General features: G+C 71.3%; 2 protein-coding genes. Both read right to left on the reverse strand.

Annotated features, from left to right (window positions below; translation table 11 throughout):
* The coding region (locus tag HC022_RS28235) for a pseudouridine synthase (RefSeq protein WP_254885305.1) at positions 1-278 on the reverse strand (278 nt) is incomplete at its 3' end.
* Between the two features lie 46 nt (positions 279-324).
* Positions 325-662: GAF domain-containing protein (locus HC022_RS28240; protein ID WP_167454565.1), on the reverse strand; the 338-nt coding region annotated here is incomplete at its 5' end.

A 662-nucleotide genomic window follows, 5' to 3' on the forward strand; every position in this document is an offset into this window, starting at 1 on the left:
GTCTTGCGGGTCTTGCGGGTCTCGAACTGCCGCCCGAGGTGGCGTTGCGCATGGGCGGTGAGCCCGAAGACCATCACCCCCGAGGTGTCGCGGTCGAGCCGGTGCACCAGCCGCACGGTGGGAAAGGCCGCTTCGAGCCGGGTGATCAGGCAGTCGGCCAGCGCCTCGCCCTTGCCGGGCACGGAGAGAAGCCCCGCGGGCTTGTCGACCACCAGCAGGTCGGTGTCGGCGTGCAGGATGGGGATGTCGCCCTTGGGCGGATCGTAGGTATCGCTCATGCAGCCCCCTTTGGCAAAGCCCGGGCCGCGCCGCAAGGGGCCCGGGTCAGCGTGCGAAGGTCGCGTCGAGGATATCCTGCAACGCGGTCGCGTCGGCCTCGGTGAAGGCCTCGGGCAGGTCGCTGTCGATGTCGAGCACGGCGATGGTGGCGCCTGAGCGGTCGCGCACCGGCAGGACGAGCTCGGAGCGGGTCGAACTGGCGCAGGCGATGTGGCCGGGGAATGCCTCGACGTCGGGCACGAGCTGGGTCTGGCCGCTGCGCGCGCAGGCGCCGCAGACGCCGCGCGAGAACGGGATGACGAGGCAGCCGTGGCCGCCCTGGTAGGGACCGATCTTGAGCAGCCCGGGCGCGGTCACCCGGTAGAAGCCGGTCCAGTCGAAGC

Source organism: Salipiger sp. HF18, from assembly GCF_011806505.1.
Taxonomy (GTDB): Bacteria; Pseudomonadota; Alphaproteobacteria; order Rhodobacterales; family Rhodobacteraceae; genus Salipiger; species Salipiger thiooxidans.